At 49.7% G+C, this 382-nt stretch carries 2 tRNA genes; both read left to right on the forward strand.

The features are described from left to right. Positions 1–120 precede the first annotated feature (120 nt). A tRNA-Ile gene (locus KNP81_RS15165) sits at positions 121–197 on the forward strand. A gap of 21 nt (positions 198–218) precedes the next feature. Then, a tRNA-Ala gene (locus KNP81_RS15170) sits at positions 219–291 on the forward strand. Positions 292–382 lie beyond the last annotated feature (91 nt).

Below are 382 nucleotides of genomic sequence, written 5' to 3' on the forward strand. Positions count from 1 at the left end.
AACAAGGTAGCCGTATCGGAAGGTGCGGCTGGATCACCTCCTTTCTAAGGAAAATGCCCATGTGGCATTGCCCATCGTTCAGTTTTGAGAGACCAAAATCTCTCGACAATCAAAATATGAGGGCCTATAGCTCAGCTGGTTAGAGCGCACGCCTGATAAGCGTGAGGTCGGTGGTTCGAGTCCACTTAGGCCCACCATTTTTTTGAGAATTTCAATACGGGGCCTTAGCTCAGCTGGGAGAGCGCCTGCCTTGCACGCAGGAGGTCAGCGGTTCGATCCCGCTAGGCTCCACTTTGTTCCTTGAAAACTGAAGATTCATCAAGACATCAAACCAATTATTTCACATATGGTCCGTGAGGACCGTGTGTCTTAGACGCTAGAT

Source organism: Exiguobacterium sp. s149, from assembly GCF_018618395.1.
Classification (GTDB): domain Bacteria; phylum Bacillota; class Bacilli; order Exiguobacteriales; family Exiguobacteriaceae; genus Exiguobacterium; species Exiguobacterium chiriqhucha.